Below are 19,441 nucleotides of genomic sequence, written 5' to 3'. Positions count from 1 at the left end.
CTGGAATGAAATATGAATTAAGTATAATAATTTATCGATTTGCATAAAAATTTATTTTTACCCAAATCAAAAAGGAAGGTGGCTTGTGTCACCTTCCTTTTTTATATTTGTGAATCATTTTTCGATCGATATGCTTGTTGTAGTCGGATATCCTTAGATGGCTTGAGATTCTATATATCGATATCGGAATGTTGTTTCTGGATTATAACGATATCGAATGAAAAATGACAATTAATAGTGTATCTACACAAATATTAACGTACCTAAACAAATTAATAGTGTACCTATACAATTATTAATGTGCCTGATTCAAATGAAACAAAGTGATTTTGAATAGGTACCTCAGACTTTGCATTCACATTAAATTGGAATGTAAAGGGTACAAAAAATTTGGCTGGATTTACTTAGTTAGTTTTTTTGTTTGTGGCTCTGTTAAATTTTAGTGTTAATAATTGCATAAAAATTAAAGGAAACCCTATTTATTAGGGTTTCCTCCATTCTTGTTCAACTAACGCCCTCGTTCAATAAAGACGTATTCAAAACTGTGGTGGAATATATTCTCCTGTTGTTATATTAAAGCCAACTGCTTTCATTTTTGTCTGGTCACTATTCCAACCTATCACTAATATTAGGTTAATATTTCTCTCTGTGTCTTTTTTGAGCATAAAATTATAACCTTTAGCCCAATCCTTACCTGGATAAATACTGCCCATTTTCAGTGCTTTTTTTAGCAACTCTGGCGAATCAAACTTAATATCTTTCATTCGTATAAACTTTTTTTGGGGGTAAGGAGAAGTACCGTTATTTGGAAAATCATTTATTATCGGCAGGAGTTTTTAAAAAGTGTTGACCTTATTCTGCTAACGAAGCAGGATAGTGCAAGAAGACAAAAATATGATTTGTAGCGAGATCATAATACGTATATACTCGATACATCTTCTATTTGAAATGTGGAGGCAAAAAATGAGTTGGGACAATTATAAGAAAGCTATTACTTTAATGGCGGAATATGAAGACGAATGTGATTTTGTAGGAGAACGTTCCGAGGATGTAGTAAAGAAAGCCGAACAGGCTTTAGGACTTCGATTTTCAAATATGTATCGTGATTTTGTAAAAAGATATGGCGCAGGTAACTTTGGCGGTGAAGAAATATATGGCGTTATTGGAGAAGACTTTGAAAACTCATCTGTTCCCGATGCCATTTGGGTTACTCTTACGGAGCGTAAGGAATCTAATCTTCCTCAAAATGTATTAGTCATCACTGATACAGGGATGGGTGAATGGTACTGCTTGGATTTTAACCAATGTAATGCCGAAGGTGAGCCGCTTGTGATTACATATGATTCTGGACTTGAACCAGATGAACAAAAGTATGATAGGATCGCAAATAACTTTGGGGATTTCCTGTTAGCATTAGTCAAAGAAGAAGTGGATTATTAATTGAACTACTACCTGTTTCTTTACACTCTTTGTCACTGAGATGGTATGTAAACGTCACATGAATAGGATATACAATCATTTACGGACAAAGAATCTGTTAAAATTAATATAATTAGTCTTTTAATAAGGGAGAAAACAATGGACGCTACACAAGCCTTTTTATTGGAATTACATAACATTATTAAAGAATACTCAATGGTTGGAAACCAATTAACAAATCCATCAAAAGAATTAATGTGGGAGGAGTTTAATCTAACAAAAGAAGAATTTGTAGCTTTACAATCTCAATCTTTTACACCTGAAAGTATTACTGCAATTGAAAAAATAGTGCGTGATAATATTATGGGTGCGTTCCATGATGCTTTAAGTTTACTAGATGGAGTAAGTGATCCGACCGTAGCAAATATGGAAGATATATGGGTTGGTTTAAAACTAGAGGAAAAACAAGAAGATGAAGAAGAAGAGGAACTATTTTTACACGATAAGTTGTCTGAATCATATTGGGATTGGTTAAATGTACAAGAAAAAGAGTAAATGGTTACTTCTAATAATGTTATAAATAGAAAGGACTGGCTATGTTGAACAGTCAAAATTGGATTAATAACTGGAACGAAACGTTCCATCAAATAGAGAAAATTAAAGGGAAGATTGAATCTTTCGTTGTTGAAAAAACAGCAACAGAAGAAGAAATTAAATTAATAGAACAACAATTAGGCTATTCTCTTCCTGTTAGCTTCAAAGAGGTTTTGGTGAATTTTTCAAAGCAGGTAGAGCTTCGATGGTTCTTTCCAGATCATCTTTCTATACCAGCTGAATTTGATGCTATCTTTGCAGGTGAACTATGTTGGGATTTAGATTCGATTGAGGATGTAACAGAAGTTGCAGATAGCTTACAGGATGTAGGGGATAATTATGGTGAGAATTTACGACAAAAATTAGCGTTCTATACCGTTCCCAACGGTGATTATCTTGCTTTAGACTTGAATTCTAATAATGGAGATGCAGCTGTTGTCTACTGGGATCACGAAGAAGATTCAGTCACTTATGTAGCGGATAATTTTATCGAATTTATTGAAAAGTTTACTGATTTGCATTTAATCGGGGCTGAGATTTGGCAATGGGAAATCTTTATGGATTCAAAGGGCATAAATACAGATAGTGAAATAGCACAAAAATGGAAAAAATTCTTCATGCAACTTTAAAACATAGGTACTTTAACTTCCGATAACGGGAATTATGGACACAATAGGGGTGAATTTAATGAATCGAGAAAAAGCACTTCAGGTACTTAAGAAATACTCTCCTATGCCTGATGACGAGAATTTAACTGAAGAAATGATAGATGAGTATGCAAGTGCAATTACATACTTCGAGGACAATCCCCATCCGAGTTGTATAGAATCTATCATGATGACTTTTAGTTTAGATGATTGTTATGGTGTATACGAACATGCAACATGTGTACTACGTGAATTTAGTAATGATGAGGTAGTTCCACACCTAATTAGAGCTATACAAGATAAACATGAAGGTAGAAGGTACTGGGGAACAGAATTAGCCAAATTCTTTCCAGATGTAAGGTTAGTTAGCTCTTTATTGACTTGTATTGACGATCCAAACGATGAAATTCGAGAATATGTAGCTTCCGCATTAAGTAAGATTGGTGATAAGTCAGTTTTGCCTATATTACATAATAGGTTGTTAGAGGAGTATGACGAAGATGTTTGTGAGGAATTAAAACAAACTATCTGGAGACTAGAAAAAATCAAATGATTTTCGATAACGAGAATTATGACTTATTAAAAAACACGGCCCATTATTTGTCGGCCGTGTTTTTGTATGTTTGATACAAGAGCGTCACCAAATGTGCATTTTGTTCTTCGAGCACTTTTATTTTTTGAAGCAATTCTCGAATTTGGGTACGATATTGTTCTTCAATGAGACTGTACTCATCGAGGGGTGAATCGTAGTCGTACTGCTGTTTTCGCAAATTGTCAATCTGCTGAAATAACTCTTCATTGCGGTACAGATAGGATTTGGAAACGCCAGAGCGTACAGAGACCGCATGAAAGTTTACAGAACGATTTTCTCGAAGCAATGCTTGAATCGCGTGATGAACACGAGCAGCCGCTTCTAAACTTTTCTTTCTATTGTATGCTTGCACACCCGTTGTATTTCGATGTTGCTGGGACATGGTACTCCTTCTATAAAATGATATACAAGAACGTATGTTCTTGTTTTAATTGTAAAGAAGAGTAGATGATGATGCAACGGGGTGTCACAGTAGCCGCTGTAAAAAATGTAATAATGAAGCAAATGAAGGATAGTGGCATAATCAAATGTTGTTTACCGTGCCATTAGAGTTTTATATAATAAACAAACAAATAAATAAAATTAAATTTTTGCCATTTTAAGGAGAGACAAAAAGGATGTCCTGGTATTTAGATAATGTTTACGAGCTAAACAAAGAATCGCCATATACATTTTATATTCCTAGTTCAGAGATATTGAACAAATTAAAAGTGGGGGATTTGGTAAAGTTAATCTTTGTAACTAAGACACAAGAAGATGATGGATTTAGTGCTGAGAGAATGTGGGTTGAAATCACCCAAATAAACGAGAAGAAATTTATAGGGAAACTGGATAATGAACCCTATCGTTTATCGTTAAAAAGAGGTGATGAAATTTCATTTGGAGTTGAAAACATATGCGATACGGAATATGAGGACCCAACTTCATGTGATTGGGATTTTTATTTTGATACTCAGGTAACTGTTAGCGATGATGTTCTTGAAAAAAGGGAATTTAACTTTATGCTTAGAGATAATTCAAGAGAAGAAGGCGACTCTGGTTGGTCAATATTAAGTGGCTATGAAGATGATGACTACCTATGTGATCCTGAAAACTTTCATATTATTTCTATTGGAGTAATCCTGAATATGGACGATTCCATTTTAGAATTTATTCAAGAACCGCCTTTATGTGCATACGAAAGAAATGATAAAGGCGAATTTTATAAAATTGATGATTATGATTGGGATGCTTATTTAAATGAATAATGTAAAAACGGATAGACAAAGGAGTGAAAATCATTCCTTTGTTAGAACAAATTTTCTCCAAAGAAATATCACTGCTATTTTTTGTGCCCAAAGGGTACGACATGATAAATTTTAAAGAAAATCAGTATGTATATTATTTTTGGGGGAGATGAATTAGATATGACTGTCCGATTAGGTAAAATAGATATTTTTCTTCCAGATGCAACATCCTCATACTTTTTTATTGTCGAGGACTTAGCGGGGATATTAAAAGTAGAAACAAACTACGATGCATTAAAACAGTTTCGTAAAATACTTAGAAACGAGATAGAAAAAGATTTATACAAGCGTATCGATTTTGGTCAAGATTCAAGTGAGGTAGTAATTCGTACCACTAATGCTCTTACTATACTTAAGATTGCTGCAATTATTAATGGACTGATTAATGTTACGATTTCAGAAGAGGGAATTATGGAAATCGAACAGAAACTCCTTTCTCACAAACGCCCTAAAAAACAAAAGTGGAAAGTGGGAGACATATTTTTGCTTAATCTTAGTAATGGTACATATGGGTTTGGACAGATATTATGGAAACCTTTTGGTAGTCCCGTTTGTGGACTATTTGATTTAAATACAGAGACTATCCCAACTGTAGCAAAGATTTCAAATCATCCTTTTATCTCCGTATTAACATTACTTCCTAGTTCGTTAGACAAGGGTGATTGGAAGGTGATTGGAAATGCAGATGTAAGGATTGATATAGAGAAGGTTCCTTGGCAACATCGCGGACTAGGTGATGTTGGTTCAATGAGTTGTAATGACGGTATTCTTCTTAAGTTAGCAAATGCTTATTACGGACTTTTTCCGTGGAACGTTTTCTATGAAGAAGATTATTTTGACAAAATTTTATTATCACCATTTAAACGTTCTAACATTGCAAAAGTTTTATCACCAATAGAAAGAGAAGAATATAGAAAAGAGAAAAAGTGGAATTAAGAACAACACGGTAGTCCAAACTAACGGGTTCGGTTTTGAAGTACAAAATCACAATTAGCAACAAAATTAACACATAATTCATAAGCAGTTAATCAAGAACATTAACACATAAAAATGATCAGATCCTTTTAAGGTACTGAGCATTTTTTACTTATTGAAATATATTATCAATTCTCTCTCTGTCATATTCTAAAACCCAACTATTGAGGGTTTTATACAAATCATTTAATGCCACTTTTTCTAGGGCTATAACATCACAACCTCTGTCATCATAAACATGATAGATGGTACTTTTGGTTTTGTTGATAAAAAACACATCGTAAAAAATTTGAGGTTTAATATCCATCTCACGATTACAAATTGCCTTAATTAAGTTAGTGTATTTTACGTCTGATACTTTACATTCAAGAGTGTATCTGTGAGTTTCAAAGTCGTATATGTCGTATGCCTCTTCAAAGACATATGGAATAACTTGATGTCGCAATTTAAATAAGACTTTTTTGGACTTTATATAGTTACTAAATATCTTTAACTTTCTTCTTCTTAAAATATTTTCTTCTCTAGCATGATGTACATTGGCTACGATGATTATTTCATCATTAGAAGAATGGAGACTTTTAAATAAGTATAAAGAACGGTGATAGACACGCTCCATATATTTTAATTTATCATCTTCATCGGGATTACCTAATTCAAACCGAATACCTACATCCCAATTATAAAAAAGAGGTGGTCTTAGTTTTAAGTTAGGGAAATGATTATTCATATAATTATTAATAGCAATACACCCTCTTTAATCGAATAGTTCCCTTTTTGATTTTAACATATAAATTCAGAAAACCTTCTTTATAAAACCAAATTAGCAAGGTAATTAACAACCGTTTTAACATACGAATTCACAGCTTGACAATTATTTCTGTCACCTTTCTAAAAGTGGTGCGTATTAGTGTGCTATTTCACCTTCATATTGACCATAATCCCCGTAATATCAATAAAAATAAGCAGTCCAATTCAGTTGAGAATTCGACTGCTATTTTGTGCGCTATTTACTGTTTTGTACTCGAAAAGCGAACCCGTTAAGTCCAAACAACCGTGTTAATTTTTATCTTAAATAAATAATATTATCAATGGTGAGCTTTTTATATTTTTGTAATACGGTATGTTTATGCAAATGTAATTGAATGTGGAATGATTAGGTTGCGTTAGTAACGCTTATTTTTGTCACATATATTAAAAATTGAAAAAATTTCAGTAACACTATTTTTTGTAACAAATAAAAAAACCGCCATCTAATGATGCGGGTTTGCGGATTTCGTAGTAACGTTTATTTTTGTCACTGCCCATGGTTCTAAATGAACAATAATTAAGTATACTGTGACAAAGTTAGGTATACTGGAATGAAATATGAATTAAGTATGACAATTCATCAATTTGCATAAAAATTTATTTTTACCCAAACCAAAAAGGAAGGTGGCTTGTATCACCTTCCTTTTTTTATGATTGCGAGCCATTTTCGATCTTTGTACTTATGAACATTGCGATGCCATCTAAGGATATCGCAATGTTGTCTTTTAATTGTAGCGATATCGGAATAATCAAAAAATCTAGAGTGAGATGTTATGTTAATAAAAAGGTTGTTTATTTAATTATTTTTTCTTTTTTTATAAAGCAAGTACACACCAATTAAAAATAGAAGCATTCCTATCTGCCAATATATTCTGTTCACGTCTTGAAACAAGATAAATTCCCAGTATTCAGAAGCATAATTCCAATGCTTGTATGGATATATAAGTATTACTGGTATTAATCCAAAGATAGAAGAAACTGTTCCGATTACAGTTAATAATATACCTAACAGTTTGATAACTATCTCCCCTTTGTGATTATAAATTTAGTGTAATTTTACAATAAAAGGGGATAATTGCAAATTAAGTATCTGAGTTTTATAGAATTTATTACCTGGTTATTTAGTCAGTTGACTGATCTAAATGAACAATAATTAAGTATGCTCGAATGAATAAAGTGTTATGCTAGATCTTCTTTTAGCTATATTATTTATCTTATCTTATTTTATCTTTTCTCTCTTATTCTCTTACCTTAAAACGAACATGAGCAGTTAGTAAAACATAAAGGGTAAACATCGCATCGTGTTTTACTTATCTTTTTTTATTTTCTCTTATGTTATCTAATTTTCGTTTCTCTTCTTGATTTTTAAGTTTGTTTATTGAATTCTATCCAATTATAAAAAGTCCCGCTTTCGCGGAGAAATATGGTAAATATCATAAGTATAAAGTTTGAAAAAATGAGGTGTATTTATGAAAGCTAAAATAGGAATAGTTTTATTATTTTTAGTTGTAGTAGGAGCAACTTATTTATTTTTAAATAGTAACCAACAAGGAGTTGATCAAACATACTTATTACCGAATGGTTTTGAGGGATGTGTAGTTATAAATTATGATGTGAAAGATGCAAAACCTTTGCAGATAGAAAATAATGAAATTATCTATAAAGTACCAAAAGACGGTATAATAAATACTTCTTCCCCGATGGAATTTGGATGGGTTAATAAAAAACACTCAGGAGCATTCCAATTAAAAGCATTTTATGTAGATGAAAGTGGCAAGAAAATAAAAGAGTTACCACAGGATAAAATACGTTTTGGTGCTAATGGATCTGTACAAGAAGATGGAAAACCTAAAAGAGACTATAATTATCATATATTTGGTTCTAAAGAAATTGAAAATCAAGGATGCTCAGCCATCGAAAGATAATAAAAACAATTTATTTTAAATAAACGGATATTACATAGCATAATTTCACTAACGGGGGGCTTTAATTCAATAAACAATACACACATTAAAATCAAAAAGCTTGGAGGTTCGCTTCATTAAATTACCCCAAGCTTTTTTGTGTGATAATTATATTGTTATGTATGTTGCTAATTCATAAGTTATTTAACCTGTGATTTTGGGTTTTCTCCACATTATCGGAACTACTTAACTTTGTTTTCAATGCTCTTTTTTTTTGAAATTCGTATCTTTTTTAAAGTCAGGAAACATGCAATCATGATGGTTTTTGTTTTTTGCTAAATCTTCTTTTATCACGATATGTCATTTCTGATTTTATCTTATCTTTTCTATTCTCTTACATCGAAGCGAACATAAACTGTTATCTTCACAATGCATCATGTTTTTCGTATCTTTTTTTATCTAATTTGCTTCACTTCAGGTTAGTTTATTGGTTTCGATATAAAAGTTAGCTTGAAAATTGTAATTAAACAGTAATGGTACCATCATTCCACCATTCAACAAATGTTTGTAATGATGGGGCAACCCACGTTCTGCTATCGTTTTCGTGATTCCAAACATATATATCATCTTTTTGTATGGATCCATTTAATATTGTATATCCAAACAAATCGCCGTTTCCTCCATCTGCAAAAAACAACAGACAATCAAAAGGCATATACAAATCCTTAAAATCTTCAAAATTTCTCATATTTAGATTCTCTTCAAGGATTTGTTCAATTGACCAAATGAAAGGACAGTCATATTCATCTAACACACCATTCGTTTCATGCAATAGACTGGATAAATCAGTTGGTAATTCAACATTAAGCTTTTCTTTTATTTGGGATATTTCAGCTTTCGTTGCAGGAAGTTTAAATTGAAAATCTGTTGAAACATTGCTGATAAAAGTCTTCCACATAGTTCGTATCCTCTCTTTAACGCTTTTTCTGTATGTATGTTAATTTTACCTGAATGTTTCATTATATGAAACTTCTCCATTAAGTCAATAAGAATATCAACAATGTCCATTAACAGACTAAAAATATAAAACGTTTTTATATGTTCATTTACTTGTTTGTTCAAATGGAAGGGAGTGTTACTTTCAGTAATGGGGCGTATTTTTAGTATATTCGCATATACATGTAGCAAGAGTTGGACATGTATAGTAGGAAAAATATCATGTTAATAACGAACATACGTTTGACTTTTTGGGAAGAAACTTTCAAAATAAATACAGCATAACCAGTTTGATTTTAATGATACTGATAATACTGAATATATAAGAGGTGAATTATGGAGAGTAAATATCAGTGGACTGAAGCTAGAATCAACTGTTATTTAAAAGAAGGACGAGGGCAGGGATATAAGGAAGAATATAAACCTTGGCTAGAAGTAGGTAAGTAGGTAACGTGCCATCGTCAGGAAGGAGAAGTCGCCCAAGAGGTTGGAAAACAAACCGTGTTCATGAATTTCTTAAAGAAAAAGTTGATATAAAAAGTATTCTGAAAGAGGGATTAAATGAACACTACGGGGGTTCATTTAATCCCTCTTTCATTTAGGCTCTTTTCGCATAAATTGTTGCTTTATCTATTTATTGAATTCATTAACTGGAAGAAGTATTCAGATTGATGAGTCTTATTTAGGTTATACCATGCATGTAATGTATCTGGTGCAAATACATCTAATTGTTTCAATACTTCCATCGCAAATTCCAGAGGAGCTACTCCTGATGCAGTAACTAAATTCTCACCAGATACTGCAGGTTCCATCTCATAAAATTTTTCTCCTTTGTAATTAGGACAGACCGTTTTTAGATAATTTAAGTCATTGCTTGTATGCTTTCTAGAATCTAGATATCCCATATTTGCCAGTCCCTCAGTTGCGCCACAAATTGCAGCAACAATAGTGCCGATATTTAAAGCTTCGCCAACTTTTTTTAAGATAGGTTGATGAATATCCTCTCCCCAAGTATTCCCTCCAGGTAAAATTAAAAGGTCTTTACTCTCGATAGTACATTCATCAAGGGAGATATCTGGTTTTATGCTAAGTCCTCCTATCGTAGTAATCATTTCTTTATTAGCTCCTACTGTAACTACTTTTAAAGGCGCTAAATCTTTTTTGAAATATCTCCCTGAGTTTAGTTCAGCAATTAAATATCCATATTCCCAGTCTGACATTGTATTAAATACATAAAGATAAACTTTTTTTGTTTGCATCCTATAACACCCCAATCACAATTGATATAGCCTATTATAATAAGAACTTATGTTCCCTTATGATTTTACACCAAAATTAACCAATTAGACAAGATAATTATTCAACTGACTTTAAACTTATCCTCGTTAAAAATGGTGTTATGTTAGTGAAAAAGCGTATCTTGAACAGCCTGTAGAAACGACGGAGATGTTTCATATACGAAAAGTGCGCTTTGTAGCAGAGGAATTACGTGAGAAAGGGATCAAGCTCTTGGAAACATCAATTCGTGATCGAGGGCATCTTTGGATACCGCGTGAATTACCACTTGCGGTACAGGAGGAGATTTGAAAGCAAATGTATCAATGAAAATTTGTTTTTGCGAAGAATTTAAATTGCTGTAGTTAATTATATAGACAAAATCGTGTACGATAGGTTTTGAATGTACAAAAAGCGCAGCTGATTTTATCTCATTTTTAAGTAATCTTATGGTAATTCAACAAACTCATTCTTTTACAATAAATGTGGAAGCGATGGATGATTCTGTTACTTTGTAGTGGAAAAAATTGGAGCAGAGTCTACATTTTTTAACCAGCGATGTTCAGGCCCATTTATTCCATTTTTAATCCATACTTCTCCTTGATTTTCCTTTTGAGTCTTTCGATACCAAGTAATATATGATCCAACAACTTGAGGCTTACGGTCTAGTTCATTTTCCTTTGGAAAGGAAATCTGCTTTTGTTCTGCTGATTTTATATTAATTGCATATAGAGTTGTAAACATTGTTGGAACAGGTCCTTCTTTCCATTCCTTGTTTTCTTTTGCACGAGCAATGATCACCACGTCTGGGGAGAACCAATCTAAATCAAGATCAACATACCCTTTTGGTGTATATTCCTTTTGTTGGTTTAAGATTGGAATGTCGGAAACGGTTGTTTTTTTGTTTTCAACGAAAAATCTACCTTCACCAGATATGTAGGCTAGTTGATTTTTTGTCGGAGCCCATTTTATCCAGTCTTCATACCAGAGCATTTTTCCTACAACTTGAAAGTGGTCTCCTGTTGATGATAGGACACACAGTGTATTGCTATCATTGGACCAAGAAGCTGTGGGTGTAGCTAGAAAGCTAACCCATTTACCATCAGAACTCCACTTGAAATATTCGGCATTAATCGCAAATAAGTCAGTTGTATTTGTTTGAATGGTGTAAAAAGGCTTTATTTTATTCGAATCGAGATTAGCGTCTACTGGAATTTTAAAAAGGTGAACTGGTTCCCATCCAGTAGGGAGTAAATTGGATTGTGACGAAGCTACGAACTCTTTTCCGTTTGGAAACCATGCAAAGTCGCTTACACCTAAAGAAACATTCTCAAAGCCTTTTGGTCGTCCATTCTTTGTTTTTGTAATGTTTAGTACACCACCCGCATTGTAGGCTAGTTGATTTGAAATCGGTGACCATTGAAAATTTCTTGTTTCAATTGTTTCATATGGTTGGTAGCTTTCTTTTTGCTTTGAATCATAAATAAACAAATATGTTTTTGTAGCATGTTCATCACCATCCAAATAGGCAATAAACCGACCGTCGTTTGACCATTTGGGAGAGTAAACATGCCGATCCTTTGTGAGTTGTGTTTCTTTATCTCCCTCTTTTATCCATAGCTGATGGTCTCGGATAAAAGCAGCTCTAAGGGGTGCTTCAGCAGAAGCTATTGTTGAAAAACAAAAAAAGACTAATATTATTAATAAAACCCTCATTACCATTGATTATCCCTCCTTGTCATAGGATGTCCTGATTAAGGGTTAAGATGCAGCCTCTAAATACAACAACACTAGGTACAGTTTAAGGGCAAATAAATTATGAAGGATGCTTCAAAGGGAGTTCCTCAATGGGCGGGATGGGAGACTGAGATTATAAATATAAAACAATTGAATGGTGTTGGTGGTGCTTAAAGGAAATGATGATCAGCTGCCTAATGAAAAAATCCCTGCTTTTAGTTAATTTTATTAAGTAACAGAAAAACGAGGATATCATTGATTAAAACAATAACTTTTATATAATATTATAGTTTTTATAAGAGAAAGACTTAAAAATATGTCCTCATTTACCACAGCGTTTGTATGGTTCTTATAAGCCTTTTAATGACTTCATCGGCCTTTTTGCCTGAAAGAATAAACAAAATCCCCCTTTCGATGGAATAAATGTTCTATGAAACAGAACAAAAAAACGGGATGGTATTAAGTGATATATTAGAATATTATAAAAATGGAGGAGGGTTAACATCACAGAAGATATCTTGACACTCGCACCCATAAAAGGGCAAGGTGGCTAACATCAGTGGGATGAAGTAATAGAGGCAGCACCAACAAAAAATGTGGAGGGGTCCTTAGTGGAGATAAGAAAATATAATTCGGATGACATCAAACAATTTACAGATTTAATGCCAGATTTAGGTTATCCTAGTTCATTAGATGAAATGAAAGTAAGAATGGAACGTATCGAATCCAATCCAAATTATTACACTTTTGTTGCAATAAATAATAATAACTTAGTAGGGATGATAGGAATAACAATTCATACAACGTACACAAACAACGATGAAAAGATTCAAATAACATCGCTAGTTACAAAGAAAGAATATCGCGGTCAAGGCATTGCGAAAGCGTTAATGAAATATGTAGAAGAATGGTCTTTGAAAAGAGGATCTGATTTTATTTATCTTCTAAGTGGAAAAAGTGAAAGAAGGGTAAAAGCACACGAACTATATAAATTCCTTGGTTACGAAGTAACTGGTTATAGGTTTGTAAAGCGTTTGCGAAAAGTGAATATTATTTAACAATTGGAGCGAAAATATTACTATATTCTGGAAGTTATAAAATACATAAATGAATAAATAATTTTACTACCCTCGTACCAGATGTGTTTTATTATACAATAAATATACATACTCATTTTTTGAAGTGGAATTAGTATACTTAATAATTGTCACACATGTATTTTTGATTTGCATTTTATGTAAATCAAAAATACTTAATTATTGTTACTGTGCATAAAATCCAAAACAGATTTATGCACTTTGTATGCATTGCGAGTATACTTAATAATTGTCACTCGACACTAGTTGAAAAGCGACAATTATTAGTGTATCTATACAATTATTCATTCGATAACAAATGAATTTCAGTGATTGTGAATAGGTAACTCAAGCTTTGCATTTTCATTAAATTGAAATGTAAAGGACAAAAAAACTTGGCTGGATTTATTCAGCCAAGTTTTTTTATTTCCTATAAAAAATGAAATGACAAAAATAAGTGTTACTTTACAAAAAGAACTGTTACTAAAACCTCTGAATATTTGTGAACGGTTATCGCGCTCATTTAAGTCATTGGATTGAACGATTTAAAAGTGTGGCGACATAACTAATTGGAAAGGTCATCGCCATCAACTTAAGAAATTGATTGTTCCCCAAAAGGAGAAAAATGAGCCGAATTCTCATAAATAACTGTAAAAAGGTAAAATTTTCGTTATGGGGCTGTCTCAAAATCCTAGCTTAATGGGCATGGGGTGCCGCTAACAAAACGCAAATTTTGTACGCTAAACGATTTTTTACATAAAAATCCGTTTTATAACGGGGACTTTTTATTAAGGCTGTGTTAAAGGTAAAGGTTGATAATTGAAACCTCACCGTTCCCCTTATATAATTAATATAGGAACAAATATTCGGAGAATTGTAAGGATGGATAAGGCGTTTAGCAATTTATTAAAATACAATGTAATCGGATAGCTAAAAATTTGATGATAGACAGGAGTTAGATACCATGATAAAAGGTTTCGGAGGAATATTTTGGAGAACTAAGAATCTTGAAGTTGTAAAAAAATGGTACAGTGAAGTGCTGAAGATTGAAATAGAAAATTGGAATGGGACTGTGATAAAACCCCAATTAGGAAATGAGACTATCTTTTCTTTCTTTACCGAGAATGACAGTTATTTTCCAACAGAACAACAAGTGATGTTAAATTTCCAAGTACATAATCTAAACGAGACTATTAAGCATCTTGAACATATTGGTGTACCTCTTGCAAAGAAAAAAGAGATTAGTGAATTTGGAAAGTTTATTTGGATTGAAGATCCTGAAGGTCGACTGATTGAGCTTTGGGAGAAATAACGAGTTGTAATTTATTTGCTATTGAGCTAACGGGGGCTCTGGACACAGAGTTAGTTACCGGTTGTGGTACAGGAGGAGATTCAAAAGTAAATGTATCAATGAAACTTTTTTTTCGGATAATTTAAATTTTTGGAGCTAATCATAGAAACAAAATCGTCTAGGATAGGCTTTGAATATACAAAAAGCTCAGCTGATTTTACTTGTCAACTGAGCTTTTATTTATGTTTTATTTTATAACGAAATTGTAACTACCGATTTTACAATCCGAAGATGAAGAATACAGTAATTATAAGGAAAAAGGAACAAATACAGCATACAAGCTGCATAGATTTACTTATTTTTTTATTAAAGACTGGGATAGCAAGGATGGAATGTGCAAGGCTTCTGCTAATAATCCTTCTAATAACATAGGCATATCGTAAACATATTTATCAATTAATCTAATGATTATGACTGACAAAGGCACAGAAAGACCGATGAGAAAAGAGCATAAACTCATTATTTTTCCTTTTCTTGTACTCACTTAAAATCTAGTTAAACACGAAGATAATTCTTTATCCATAAGCGATAAAGTAAAGCTTCTCACCAAAATTATCATTCATACAAAGTGATTAAACATCCACTTTTGGCTAGGGACTTTCTAGAATAAACTTAATCAGTATTAGCATTAATTTTTAAAAACATTGACTTTTCTAGGTTTCTAAATAGATTGACTATTGATAAAGGAATGCTTAGATTCACATTTTGATGCAATATACAAACCAAGAAAAAAACGAAGAAAATTACCCAAGTAACAACTTCGGCTAACATTTGATATTGGTCCTGACAGTATTAAATTATTGAATTAAAAACATATAGTGAGGAGTTGTCAAATGGGGGTAATACTTTTCTTTTTAGGGATAGTATTCTCAATAACTTTTCATGTGTTAAGCCACAGAAAAATGGATTCAACTAAAAAGAAGTTGTATTTTATAAGTCTGATTTTTGCTATTGTTTTTGCCTTTATTCCTACAATAGGACAAAATGATGGGGATTTTCTTCACTTCGGTATACCTGCAGAAAACTTTATTTATTTTGGTAGATGGGAATTTGGGTTTAATCCATTGGGGTTTTTCTTCAACTTTTTTGTGTTTTATTGGTTTTTTAAGCTAGCACTAAAGGTATGGGTATTTTTGTTGAAAAAGGAAATGGATTAACGGAAATAGGTTTGATTATCTATTCTTTTATGGGGATGACAGGAATTCTATAAATTAGTGACTTCCGATATTATCAAAATTGCAAAGGATAAGCTATGATTGTACAAAAACACGGCCGTTTTTACTTGTCGGCCGTGTTTTTGTATGTTTGATACAAGAGCGTCATCAAATGGCATTTTGTTCTTCGAGGACTTTTATTTTTTGAAGCAATTTTCGAGTTTGGGTGCAATTCCGTAAAGAGTATATACACGTTATTCTCTTTTATTTTATCTTTGTATTAGAACCTTTGCGAATGAGTATAGAAGGATAATTCTCCTAGATATACGTTCTCTAGGGGAATTGTTGAGCAAGCATTATTTTAGATTCGATCAGTGAATTGAATAGGTAATTGTTTGTTGCGATACTCGATAATTGTTAACCATATTCCACTTAAGGCAATGAAAAGAGCTAGGATACTGAACGGAGCACTATAGCTGTGTAGATAATCAACCAGTATGCCAAACAACGCAGGTGCAAGCACAATAGCGAATTGATTTAATGTTAAAGCAAAACTTATAGTTAAGCCAATAAATTGCGGATCTGATTTTTCTGACACCAATATGATAAATAAACTAAACCATCCGATAGCAAAGAAACCAAGAAAGAAGCATAAGATTACGAGTAACCAAAAAGTCATATAAGACATGACATAGCTGGTACAAAGGAGTAATAAGACAGTGATACCAATAGTTATCTGTAATGGAATTATACGATTTCCTTTACATACATGATCACTAGCCCATGCTAAAAGTATTCTTCCAATCATTCCACCTAGCAAAACAACACTTAATAACGTCCCAGCATGATAGAAATTTGTTTGAACTTCATTAGTAAGATAACTCATTAGATGTGCAACAAGCACCATTTGTAAGGATATCATTGTTATTCCAATTAGAAAGATAGGGTAGAGAGAATAGTTTCCTTGTATCTTCTTTAACTTTGCTAAGAAGGAAAATGTTTCAGCCTTTTGAGTAGAAGAACGCTGCTCGCGATAAAATAGGATGAACAATAAGCCTCCACTAATAGCTACAATTGCTTGCATAAGGATTACAGAAGGGAGTCCATATTTATAAAAAAAGAAAGGAAGCGTACTAGAAGCCAAAGCGCCTCCAATCGGAATTCCAGTTTGACGAATCCCCATTGCAAGTCCTCTACGCTCAGGAGGAAACCACTTTATAATAGCTTTACTCCCTCCAGGTTGTGCCGTTCCATACCAGATTCCTGCAAATAGTAAAATAACAACTAGATATGTATAATTGGCAGCTTGATAGGCAAACAACATACTCACTCCAAGTAAGACAGACCCTACTCCTACAATCCATCTTTCTCCATGTCGATCCATTAAGTTTCCGAAGAACAACATAGAAAAGATAGGTCCGATGTTTACAACTGATACAAGCAATCCTGTTTGAAACTGAGATAGGTGATGTACTTGCTGCCAGAAAGAAGCTAAAGGACCAATTCCGTACGTAACAAACGTAGCGAATGTTTGTGAAATAGTTGCAATTAATAGGATCATCCATCTGTATGAGCTAGTGAAATCATTTCTTGTTTTTTGCTTTAGCATTTTATCATTACCTCCTTTTCTCTTTTATTGTATGAATATGAAGATATCATGTAAAATAAATAATAAAGATAAAAAACATCAAAAAAATTGATATCTTGGGAGGTGAGTTATGTGGATATTAAAGATTTAACTATATTTAAAAAAGTAGCCGAAGAAGGAAGCATGTCGAAAGCAGCAAAATCACTAGGATATGTTCAATCAAATGTGACTATGAAAATTAAACAGTTAGAAGATGAATTAGGAGTCCCGTTATTTTACCGTAATGGAAAGGGAGTAATTTTAAATTCCAATGGCGAGATCTTGTTAACATATGCTAGGAAGATTTTAGATCTAACTGAACAATCAATAAGATTAGTACAAAGTAATCATTCTACACCTCTTGGTACGCTGAAGATTGGATCTACCAACTCTACAGCTGCAGTCCGCTTACCACCTCTTCTGAAAAACTATTATGAAAATTATCCTGATGTTGAATTAGTATTGGAGACTCATACAAGCACCGAGTTAACTCAACTTGTACTCGAACGTAAACTTGAAGGAGCATTCATTGTCGAAGATGTTCATCATCCAGATTTAACTTCTATTCTGTTTTGTGAGGAAGAATTAATTATTATTAGCCACCAGCCTTTAGGTGATATCCAAGAGCTGAATAAAGTTGCTTTGTTAGCCTTTGGTGATGGCTGCCATTATCGTAGCATGATAGAAAAGTGGTTAAAAGAGGAAGGTATTTATCCCAAGCGTGTATTAGAATTCGGTACGATCGAAGCAATCATCGGTTGTGTGAAGGCTGGAATGGGAATAGCTGTCATGGTTAAATCAATTTTAAAAGACCATGAGCAGTCTTTAATTTTGACTTCTCTACCTCAGAAATATTCCAAAGTACCAACTTATTTTATTATGAGAACAGATGTACTTTTTTCAGCTGCCCTACAGAGATTTGTTGAGATGATAAACTAAATTGCTAGTTACGATATTTCATGATTAATTATAGAATTGGAGGAAGAATTTTTGTTTTTCTCAAAAATAATAGATCAATTTACCTTATATGATTTGCATAAAAAAAGAAGTAATGAATACCAATTCTCTTCTTTTCCAAAAGCAAATTTGGGTGGAGAAGATGTTCGAACTTTTTATAAGACAGGAGCTGTAGATATTCAATTCAGTATTGAAGGTTCGAATGAACAAAATTATAAAATCGTTAAATTTTTATATAATAGTAATGTTAAGTCACAGGGTATTCATGCAATGATATTGTACCAGGAGAAGCGTTTTTAGCTGGAAATGAAGATGCAACTAATGTTATTTTGGTTCACGGGTGGCGAATGGATTCCAGTAAACGTGTCAAAAACATATTTCATAATCAAATGATTGACCTGGGATGGAATATGTATTATTATACGCTGCCATATCATTTTGAACGAAAACCGGAGTGTTCACTATATAGTGGAGAATACATGATTAGTGCCAATATTGAGCGAACAGTACAATCAACCCAACAGGCCGTAGCCGATTTAAGGGGATTGATACAATGGATTAAGAAAAATAAAAAAGGGCCTGTGGTTTTAATTGGTGTTAGCTTAGGAGGATTTATTACTAATTTAACGGCTCTTGTTGAATCAGAAATTGATGTGTTAGTTTCCGTATTTTATGCGAACCGTCTTTCTTATTCAATATGGAAGACGAATCCTGGTAAATACATCAAAGCTGATTTACAAGATAATGGAGTCACTTATAAAGATTTAGTTGAATATTGGAAGATAGTAGATCCTAGTCAAGCTATTCCTATGATGAATAAAGATAATATTTTACTCATTTCAGCAAAACATGACCAATACGTTCATATTGAAGATACAAGCCATTTATGGGAATCGTGGGGAAGACCTAGACGGTATGTATATAATTGTGGTCATTCAGGAATTGTAGTTAATCGTAAGAAAATTGCCCAAGATGCTATCGATTTTATTCGAATCCGAATAATGGGGTGAAAGTATGATAGTACTTGTATTTTTATTATGGATG

General features: G+C 32.8%; 20 protein-coding genes and 1 pseudogene. 13 read left to right on the top strand and 8 right to left on the bottom strand.

All coding sequences use genetic code 11. The annotated features are described in order from the left end of the window. Positions 1-536: 536 nt before the first annotated feature. A complete protein-coding gene (locus AB1284_RS13325) occupies positions 537-764 on the bottom strand; it encodes a hypothetical protein (protein WP_429748769.1) in 228 nt (75 codons plus the stop codon). A gap of 199 nt (positions 765-963) precedes the next feature. Here AB1284_RS13325 and AB1284_RS13320 point away from each other — a divergent pair, with 199 nt between their 5' ends. From AB1284_RS13320 to AB1284_RS13305, 4 genes are all read left to right on the top strand, one after another. After that, positions 964-1,440, top strand: a complete 477-nt coding sequence (locus AB1284_RS13320) for an SMI1/KNR4 family protein (protein WP_429748770.1) — start codon at positions 964-966, stop codon at positions 1,438-1,440. Between the two features lie 138 nt (positions 1,441-1,578). Further along, positions 1,579-1,974 (top strand): hypothetical protein, encoded by a 396-nt coding sequence (locus AB1284_RS13315; RefSeq protein ID WP_429748772.1) that lies wholly within the window; start codon positions 1,579-1,581, stop codon positions 1,972-1,974. 41 nt (positions 1,975-2,015) lie between these two features. Then, positions 2,016-2,642 (top strand): SMI1/KNR4 family protein, encoded by a 627-nt coding sequence (locus AB1284_RS13310; protein WP_429748773.1) that lies wholly within the window; start codon positions 2,016-2,018, stop codon positions 2,640-2,642. A gap of 58 nt (positions 2,643-2,700) precedes the next feature. Further along, positions 2,701-3,213, top strand: a complete 513-nt coding sequence (locus AB1284_RS13305) for a HEAT repeat domain-containing protein (RefSeq protein ID WP_429748775.1) — start codon at positions 2,701-2,703, stop codon at positions 3,211-3,213. Positions 3,214-3,256: 43 nt separating this feature from the next. Here AB1284_RS13305 and AB1284_RS13300 read toward each other — a convergent pair whose 3' ends face one another. Continuing rightward, the gene (locus tag AB1284_RS13300; protein WP_429748776.1) at positions 3,257-3,634 is read right to left on the bottom strand and encodes a DUF6262 family protein; all 378 of its coding nucleotides are present in this window, start codon (positions 3,632-3,634) and stop codon (positions 3,257-3,259) included. Positions 3,635-3,869: 235 nt separating this feature from the next. On the opposite strand from AB1284_RS13300, the gene AB1284_RS13295 reads away from it, so the two are divergent. Together AB1284_RS13295 and AB1284_RS13290 are read left to right on the top strand one after the other, a co-directional pair. Beyond that, complete coding sequence (locus AB1284_RS13295; protein WP_429748778.1) at positions 3,870-4,499, top strand: immunity protein Imm33 domain-containing protein; 630 nt, start codon at positions 3,870-3,872, stop codon at positions 4,497-4,499. A 159-nt stretch (positions 4,500-4,658) separates the two neighbouring features. Beyond that, positions 4,659-5,474 carry an Imm26 family immunity protein gene (locus tag AB1284_RS13290; RefSeq protein ID WP_429748779.1) on the top strand — a complete coding sequence of 272 codons (816 nt, stop codon included), beginning with the start codon at positions 4,659-4,661 and terminating at the stop codon, positions 5,472-5,474. 151 nt (positions 5,475-5,625) lie between these two features. On the opposite strand, the gene AB1284_RS13285 is transcribed toward AB1284_RS13290, so the two are convergent. Then, on the bottom strand, positions 5,626-6,240 hold the full coding sequence (locus tag AB1284_RS13285; RefSeq protein ID WP_429748781.1) for a DUF3885 domain-containing protein: 615 nt from the start codon (positions 6,238-6,240) through the stop codon (positions 5,626-5,628). 1,549 nt (positions 6,241-7,789) lie between these two features. Between AB1284_RS13285 and AB1284_RS13280 the strand changes: the two genes are divergently transcribed. Next, the gene (locus tag AB1284_RS13280) at positions 7,790-8,245 is read left to right on the top strand and encodes a DUF6843 domain-containing protein (protein WP_429748782.1); all 456 of its coding nucleotides are present in this window, start codon (positions 7,790-7,792) and stop codon (positions 8,243-8,245) included. Positions 8,246-8,747: 502 nt separating this feature from the next. Here the strand turns inward: AB1284_RS13280 and AB1284_RS13275 are convergent. Together AB1284_RS13275 and AB1284_RS13270 are read right to left on the bottom strand one after the other, a co-directional pair. Continuing rightward, positions 8,748-9,182, bottom strand: coding sequence for an SMI1/KNR4 family protein (locus AB1284_RS13275; protein WP_429748783.1), 435 nt, complete (start codon positions 9,180-9,182; stop codon positions 8,748-8,750). 664 nt (positions 9,183-9,846) lie between these two features. Beyond that, the gene (locus AB1284_RS13270; RefSeq protein ID WP_429748785.1) at positions 9,847-10,479 is read right to left on the bottom strand and encodes a type 1 glutamine amidotransferase family protein; all 633 of its coding nucleotides are present in this window, start codon (positions 10,477-10,479) and stop codon (positions 9,847-9,849) included. Positions 10,480-10,666: 187 nt separating this feature from the next. On the opposite strand from AB1284_RS13270, the gene AB1284_RS13265 reads away from it, so the two are divergent. Continuing rightward, the gene (locus AB1284_RS13265; protein WP_429748786.1) at positions 10,667-10,807 is read left to right on the top strand and encodes a hypothetical protein; all 141 of its coding nucleotides are present in this window, start codon (positions 10,667-10,669) and stop codon (positions 10,805-10,807) included. A 195-nt stretch (positions 10,808-11,002) separates the two neighbouring features. On the opposite strand, the gene AB1284_RS13260 is transcribed toward AB1284_RS13265, so the two are convergent. Then, the gene (locus AB1284_RS13260) at positions 11,003-12,217 is read right to left on the bottom strand and encodes a translocation protein TolB (RefSeq protein ID WP_429748787.1); all 1,215 of its coding nucleotides are present in this window, start codon (positions 12,215-12,217) and stop codon (positions 11,003-11,005) included. 626 nt (positions 12,218-12,843) lie between these two features. Here AB1284_RS13260 and AB1284_RS13255 point away from each other — a divergent pair. Further along, the gene (locus AB1284_RS13255) at positions 12,844-13,290 is read left to right on the top strand and encodes a GNAT family N-acetyltransferase (protein ID WP_429748789.1); all 447 of its coding nucleotides are present in this window, start codon (positions 12,844-12,846) and stop codon (positions 13,288-13,290) included. Positions 13,291-14,272: 982 nt separating this feature from the next. Next, a complete protein-coding gene (locus AB1284_RS13250; protein WP_429748791.1) occupies positions 14,273-14,620 on the top strand; it encodes a VOC family protein in 348 nt (115 codons plus the stop codon). A gap of 334 nt (positions 14,621-14,954) precedes the next feature. Here AB1284_RS13250 and AB1284_RS13245 read toward each other — a convergent pair whose 3' ends face one another. Next, a complete protein-coding gene (locus tag AB1284_RS13245) occupies positions 14,955-15,119 on the bottom strand; it encodes a hypothetical protein (protein WP_429748792.1) in 165 nt (54 codons plus the stop codon). 373 nt (positions 15,120-15,492) lie between these two features. On the opposite strand from AB1284_RS13245, the gene AB1284_RS13240 reads away from it, so the two are divergent. Then, on the top strand, positions 15,493-15,816 hold the full coding sequence (locus AB1284_RS13240; protein WP_429748794.1) for a hypothetical protein: 324 nt from the start codon (positions 15,493-15,495) through the stop codon (positions 15,814-15,816). Between the two features lie 358 nt (positions 15,817-16,174). Here the strand turns inward: AB1284_RS13240 and AB1284_RS13235 are convergent, their stop codons facing one another. Continuing rightward, on the bottom strand, positions 16,175-17,422 hold the full coding sequence (locus tag AB1284_RS13235; protein WP_429748795.1) for an MFS transporter: 1,248 nt from the start codon (positions 17,420-17,422) through the stop codon (positions 16,175-16,177). Positions 17,423-17,533: 111 nt separating this feature from the next. On the opposite strand from AB1284_RS13235, the gene AB1284_RS13230 reads away from it, so the two are divergent. Together AB1284_RS13230 and AB1284_RS13225 are read left to right on the top strand one after the other, a co-directional pair. Further along, positions 17,534-18,379: a LysR family transcriptional regulator gene (locus tag AB1284_RS13230; protein WP_429748797.1), complete on the top strand. Its 846-nt coding sequence runs from the start codon at positions 17,534-17,536 to the stop codon at positions 18,377-18,379. A 51-nt stretch (positions 18,380-18,430) separates the two neighbouring features. After that, a pseudogene (locus AB1284_RS13225) lies at positions 18,431-19,407 on the top strand (alpha/beta hydrolase). The last annotated feature ends 34 nt before the right edge of the window (positions 19,408-19,441 follow it).

The organism is Bacillus sp. S2(2024), assembly GCF_050474045.1.
GTDB classification, from domain to species: Bacteria; Bacillota; Bacilli; order Bacillales; family Bacillaceae_G; genus Bacillus_A; species Bacillus_A yunxiaonensis.
Note: the sequence above shows the minus strand (reverse complement) of the source record. Positions and strands in the feature narration are given on the sequence as shown.

Excerpts from the sequence above, each read along its gene's own strand:
- AB1284_RS13305 (WP_429748775.1), top strand. The coding sequence starts at position 2,701 with ATGAATCGAGAAAAAGCACTTCAGGTACTTAAGAAATACTCTCCTATG.
- AB1284_RS13295 (WP_429748778.1), top strand. The coding sequence starts at position 3,870 with ATGTCCTGGTATTTAGATAATGTTTACGAGCTAAACAAAGAATCGCCA.
- AB1284_RS13250 (WP_429748791.1), top strand. The coding sequence starts at position 14,273 with ATGATAAAAGGTTTCGGAGGAATATTTTGGAGAACTAAGAATCTTGAA.
- AB1284_RS13270 (WP_429748785.1), bottom strand. The coding sequence starts at position 10,479 with ATGCAAACAAAAAAAGTTTATCTTTATGTATTTAATACAATGTCAGAC.
- AB1284_RS13325 (WP_429748769.1), bottom strand. The coding sequence starts at position 764 with ATGAAAGATATTAAGTTTGATTCGCCAGAGTTGCTAAAAAAAGCACTG.
- AB1284_RS13280 (WP_429748782.1), top strand. The coding sequence starts at position 7,790 with ATGAAAGCTAAAATAGGAATAGTTTTATTATTTTTAGTTGTAGTAGGA.
- AB1284_RS13320 (WP_429748770.1), top strand. The coding sequence starts at position 964 with ATGAGTTGGGACAATTATAAGAAAGCTATTACTTTAATGGCGGAATAT.
- AB1284_RS13265 (WP_429748786.1), top strand. The coding sequence starts at position 10,667 with ATGTTTCATATACGAAAAGTGCGCTTTGTAGCAGAGGAATTACGTGAG.
- AB1284_RS13315 (WP_429748772.1), top strand. The coding sequence starts at position 1,579 with ATGGACGCTACACAAGCCTTTTTATTGGAATTACATAACATTATTAAA.
- AB1284_RS13290 (WP_429748779.1), top strand. The coding sequence starts at position 4,659 with ATGACTGTCCGATTAGGTAAAATAGATATTTTTCTTCCAGATGCAACA.
- AB1284_RS13275 (WP_429748783.1), bottom strand. The coding sequence starts at position 9,182 with ATGTGGAAGACTTTTATCAGCAATGTTTCAACAGATTTTCAATTTAAA.
- AB1284_RS13260 (WP_429748787.1), bottom strand. The coding sequence starts at position 12,217 with ATGGTAATGAGGGTTTTATTAATAATATTAGTCTTTTTTTGTTTTTCA.
- AB1284_RS13310 (WP_429748773.1), top strand. The coding sequence starts at position 2,016 with ATGTTGAACAGTCAAAATTGGATTAATAACTGGAACGAAACGTTCCAT.
- AB1284_RS13300 (WP_429748776.1), bottom strand. The coding sequence starts at position 3,634 with ATGTCCCAGCAACATCGAAATACAACGGGTGTGCAAGCATACAATAGA.
- AB1284_RS13285 (WP_429748781.1), bottom strand. The coding sequence starts at position 6,240 with ATGAATAATCATTTCCCTAACTTAAAACTAAGACCACCTCTTTTTTAT.
- AB1284_RS13245 (WP_429748792.1), bottom strand. The coding sequence starts at position 15,119 with ATGAGTTTATGCTCTTTTCTCATCGGTCTTTCTGTGCCTTTGTCAGTC.
- AB1284_RS13240 (WP_429748794.1), top strand. The coding sequence starts at position 15,493 with ATGGGGGTAATACTTTTCTTTTTAGGGATAGTATTCTCAATAACTTTT.
- AB1284_RS13235 (WP_429748795.1), bottom strand. The coding sequence starts at position 17,422 with ATGCTAAAGCAAAAAACAAGAAATGATTTCACTAGCTCATACAGATGG.